The following is a 4,530-nucleotide window of genomic DNA, read 5'->3' on the forward strand; positions in this document are numbered from 1 at the left end:
CTTCAGACCGCGTCACACCAGCCTTCTACCAGCACGGAAGGTGACACGGGGCAGAAAACCGAAAATCTAGATCTCAACCCGGAACAGGCCCTAGCGGTAGTTGAGGTGCTGACCACGGTTCACCTGACCCGGCACGGGGTACTCCGACCCCGGTCCGCCGCGGAAGTTGACCCTGTTGCCGTCGACTGTGCAGACCGCCGACGGGGCCTTGGCACCCCGAGCGGCGACGGGGCTCCGGACGGACTGGGCCACGGGGCCGGTGGCCGGCCCGAGACCGGTGGCCGGCCCGGGACCGGTGGCCGGCCCGGGACCGGTGGCCGGCACCATGCTGGGCGCCGACGCACGCGGCCCCTCGCGCAGACGCTTCACGCGCCCGCCGATCGCGGGTTCAGGGTTCGTCGATACGGTAGCTGTCGCCGTACACCTTCCACTTCAGCGGCGTTTCCAGCTGGAGTCTGCCCTCGCGTACGAAGACCCGCTGCTCCGTTTCGACGCGACTGGTGTCGGAGTGCGAGGGTTCCTCGCGGATCGCGGCGACCCGGGCATCGAGGAAGGCGTTCAGATACGTCACCTCGTCGCCGCCCCGGGACGGCGGTTCGGTGGCGTCGAGAGCCTCGCGGCGGATCGTACGGAAGCCGACCGTGCCGTTCGAGTCGGCGGACCCGTGCATCACGTAGGCGTCGTAGTAGATGAACTGGCCCAGGGCGCCGAGACCGTCGTCCTTTCCCTGTTCGACCGCCGGATCGAAGTATGAGCTGTCCCGTTCGGCATCCTGCGCCGACCGGAACGCGGGGTCGGCGGCCGCCTCCACCCATGCGTCGGTGAACGGGCGCCCGAGGCCGTCGTGCGCATCGCTACCCTGCACCGCGCGCAGAGCGGGCAGGAACCGCTCCAGCGGATTGCCGGGGCGCGCCGATGCGTACCGCTCGACGACGCTCAGCAGGTCGCCGGTGCCGGAGCAGAAGCCGATGATGCCCGCGGTGTAGCCGCGGCCGTCGCCGATGTCCTCGATGTACTTGTACTGCGCCTTCCAGTCGAGTGTGGAGTTCTCCGCGCTGGAAACCAGCTGCATGGCGATCTCCTTCTTGGCCGGTTCGTCCAGCCTGGCCCCCGGGGCGCCGTACCCGGAAACGATCCCGGGCGAGCGCACGGAGCATGCCGCCAGCAGGGCGGCCGCCATGGCCAGAGCGGTGACCAGAGCCGTGGCGGGGGCGAGCCGGGAACGCGGAATGACCTTCACTTCTCCAGCCTGCCAGGCGCGAGGAAGGATCTTGGTCCGTTCGCCTGTAGCGTCAGGGGTATGGATGATCAGTTTGTTGTGGATGTCGGCGACGTCCGGCTCGCGTACCGGACCTGGGGAGACCCGTTCGGCTCGCCCGTCGTCCTGCTGCACGGCCTCGGCGGTTCCGCCGCGAGCTGGGAAGCGGTCGGGAGCCTGCTCGGTGAGGAATGGCGGGTGTACGCCCTCGACCTGCGCGGGCACGGGGAGAGCGACTGGCCCGACGAGTACTCCTTCGAGCTGATGAGGGACGACGTCCTCGGCTTCCTCGACGAGTGCGAGCTCGACCGCGTCGGCCTGGTCGGCCACTCCATGGGCGGCGTCGTCGCCCATCTGCTCGCCCAGGAGCACGCGGACCGGGTGGAGCGCCTGGTGCTGGTGGAGACCCCGCCGCCGTTCCCCAGTGAGCCGAGGCCCGCCGCGCAGCCCGAGGAGCCGGTCGACTACGACTGGAATGTCGTCGCGCCCATCCGGGCCCAGGTCGCCGCCCCCGACCCGCAGTGGGCGGACGGTCTCGGCGAGATCGTCGCGCCGACGCTGATGATCGCCGGCGGCCCGGAGAGCACCATGCCGCAGGGCCGGCTGGCCGACATGGCCGCCCTGATCCCGGACTGCCGGGTGATCACGCTCGGCGGCGGCCACCGGGTCCACGAGACCCACGCCGACCAGGTCGCCCAGCAGATCACCGAGTTCTTCACCAGCTGAAACACCGGCAGTCGGCTGAACCCCGGAGCGGGGTGCCCCGGGAGCCGGCGGAACGCGGCGACAGGCCGAATCCAGGGCCGCCGGCTCACGGCTCAGCCCAGCAGCTGCGCGCGGCCGGCTCCACGCGCGGCTGCTGGCTGATCCGGTGCCGCTCGATGGATGAGCGGCTCACGCACCCGCTGGTGCTCGCCGATCGGCCGGTGGTCCTACCGGGCGCGCACTCGGTCACGGGCGGCTGGGCAAGTTCGGCATCGTGGGCGGGGTACGGCCGGGGCATTGTCAGTGACGGGTGCCAAGATCGTCCGCATGGAGCTTGCACTGTTCTTCGCCGAGGTCGACGCCCAGCCGTGGGCCGAGCTGCACCATGCGTACGGAAGCGCCGTCGATGTGCCCGACTGCTTGCGGGTGCTCGCCGGGGACGACGAGGACGCGGCGTCCGAGGCGCTCTCCGAGCTGTACGGCAGCATCCTGCATCAGGGTTCGGTGTACGAGGCGACGGCCCACGTGGTGCCGTATCTGGTGCGGCTCGCGGAGGCCGGGCACCGCACGGAGGACCTGCTGGTGCTGCTCGGCGGGATCGCGGAGGGCGGCGAGGACCAGGGGGAGACGGATGAAGCCGCCTGCCGGACGGCCGTCGTCGCCCAACTGCCTTTGATCCTGGGCTGGATCGCCGACGAGAATCCCGGGTTGCGGCAGGCCGCCGCGTGGACCGCGGCCATGACAGGGGCATCCGGCCAGGTGTTGCCTGTGCTCCGGAGCCGCTGGGCGGCAGAGACGGATCCCCTTGTCCGGGCCGAACTCCTCGGCGCCATCGCCCATCTGGACCCGGCAGGGAGCGCCGCCGAGGCGACCGGTGCCATGCGTGCGGGCGCGCCGGGCGAGGTGAGGATCGCGGCCCTGCTGACCGACGTCGACGCGGGCCGACCCTGGGGCCCCGCCCACCACGAGGCGATGCTGGCGCTCCTCCCGGCCGACGAGCTGGTCCGGAGCCGCCTCGACCAGGAGCGCAACGAACCACTGCAGTACGTCGTCGAATCCCTGCTGCTCCGTGACACCCCCGAGGACCGCGAAGCGGCGTACGGCCTGCTCGACGCGGCACTGCGCAGCCCCGACCCCGACGCCCGCGCCGAGGCGCTGTGGGCGGCCGAGACCGCCTGTCAACTCTCGCGCAGCGCGCCTGAACGGCTGGCCGCGCCCCTGCGGGCCCTGACGGCCGACCCGGCCGCTGTGCCCGCGGCGTACTCGCTCCTCAGGAAGCTGGGCGTCCATGGAGCGGTGGCCGCACCGGTCCTGGCCCGACTCGCCGCAGGGCACGGTGATCCGGCGGACCGGGCGCTCGAAGCGCTTGTCGCCGTGGCCCCCGCGCAGGCCGCGCCGCTCCTCGCTCGCGACCTGGGGCGGCGCCCGCGCGCGCTCGGTGCCGTATGCGGCTTCCCGAACCGAGGTGCGGCCGCCCTCTCGTTCCCGTACGACCCCGACCTGCTGGACGCGATCCGTGTCCGACTCGTCGCGGACGATCTCGAAGGCAACGAGCCGCTCTGGCTCACGACCCTGCTCGCCGCCTGGGGGAGCCGGGCATCCTCGGCCCTGCCCGAACTGCGGTCCGCGCTGGTGCGGTTCCCGAAGGTCGTCCCCCGGGCGCTGGTGGCGGTCTGCCCGCCGGAGCACCGCGCGGACGTGGCGGAACTCCTGACCACCGCGGCCCGCTCCGGGCCGAAGGCGGGCAGGCTCGCGGCGGCCGGGGCGGTGCACGAGCTGACCGGCGACACCGGCCCCCTGCTGGCAGCGACGGCCGCACGGCTCGCCGAGGGTGGCTGCGACGTACGGGAGGCTGCGAGCACCGCCGGCGAACTGGGCCCGGAGGCAGCCGGTCTGGTGCCCGCCCTGCGGTCCGCGCTCACCGTCCCCGAGCCGAACCGCACCATCCCGCAGCTGGACGGCGATGTCGAGATCGCCACCGCCCTGTGGCGGATCACGGGCGACGCGCAGGAGGCGGTGCCGGTGCTCGCCGGGGTGTTCGCGGAGGCCGGACCGGACTGGATGCGCTGGACGTTCATCCGCGCCGCGCGAGCGGCGGCCCTCATCGGAGAGGCGGCCCGCCCGCTGGTCCCCGCACTGGAGGGTCTGCTGACGGACCGGCAGCAGACCCCGGCCGCGGTACTCGCCCTGCACGCGATCGCACCCGAGTCCCTCGACGCCCCTCGGCTGGCCGGCCTGCTCCTGGACGCCGCGGAGGCGGACGCCGAACCCGTCACCGCCGTCGATGCCCTGGTCGCCCTCGGTCCGACCGCCCTCACCGACGACCACCTGAACCGGCTGACCGCCCTCGCTGAAAGGGACCTGCGGGTAACGGCCTCAGGACTGGAGTCAGGCATCGCCCCGGCCGACGAACGACTGCGTGACCGGGCGCGCGAGGCGGTGCGTACGCTGCGACCCCACTGATCGCGCGTACGGGATCGCCTGCGCGCCGCCGGGAGGACATGACGGCGCAGCCCCGCCGTCCGCGACCGCGGGGTCGGCGGGCCGTGCCGGAGCTCCGGCACGGC

General features: G+C 72.9%; 3 protein-coding genes. 2 read left to right on the top strand and 1 reads right to left on the bottom strand.

Features of this window, described 5'->3' with window-relative positions:
• Window positions 1-388: 388 nt before the first annotated feature.
• The gene (locus tag AB0915_RS38385; protein WP_366695934.1) at window positions 389-1,240 is read right to left on the bottom strand and encodes a chitosanase; all 852 of its coding nucleotides are present in this window, start codon (window positions 1,238-1,240) and stop codon (window positions 389-391) included.
• Between the two features lie 60 nt (window positions 1,241-1,300).
• On the opposite strand from AB0915_RS38385, the gene AB0915_RS38390 reads away from it, so the two are divergent.
• Together AB0915_RS38390 and AB0915_RS38395 are read left to right on the top strand one after the other, a co-directional pair.
• Window positions 1,301-1,984, top strand: coding sequence for an alpha/beta hydrolase (locus AB0915_RS38390; RefSeq protein WP_366695936.1), 684 nt, complete (start codon window positions 1,301-1,303; stop codon window positions 1,982-1,984).
• Window positions 1,985-2,290: 306 nt separating this feature from the next.
• Window positions 2,291-4,426, top strand: coding sequence for a hypothetical protein (locus tag AB0915_RS38395; protein WP_366695938.1), 2,136 nt, complete (start codon window positions 2,291-2,293; stop codon window positions 4,424-4,426).
• The last annotated feature ends 104 nt before the right edge of the window (window positions 4,427-4,530 follow it).

Origin of the sequence: Streptomyces sp. NPDC048411 (assembly GCF_040704695.1) — a bacterium.
In the GTDB taxonomy this organism is placed as follows: Bacteria; Actinomycetota; Actinomycetes; order Streptomycetales; family Streptomycetaceae; genus Streptomyces.

What these genes read in the sequence shown, in the direction of transcription:
- AB0915_RS38390 (WP_366695936.1), top strand. Translation starts at nt 1,301, where the DNA reads ATGGATGATCAGTTTGTTGTGGATGTCGGCGACGTCCGGCTCGCGTAC.
- AB0915_RS38395 (WP_366695938.1), top strand. Translation starts at nt 2,291, where the DNA reads ATGGAGCTTGCACTGTTCTTCGCCGAGGTCGACGCCCAGCCGTGGGCC.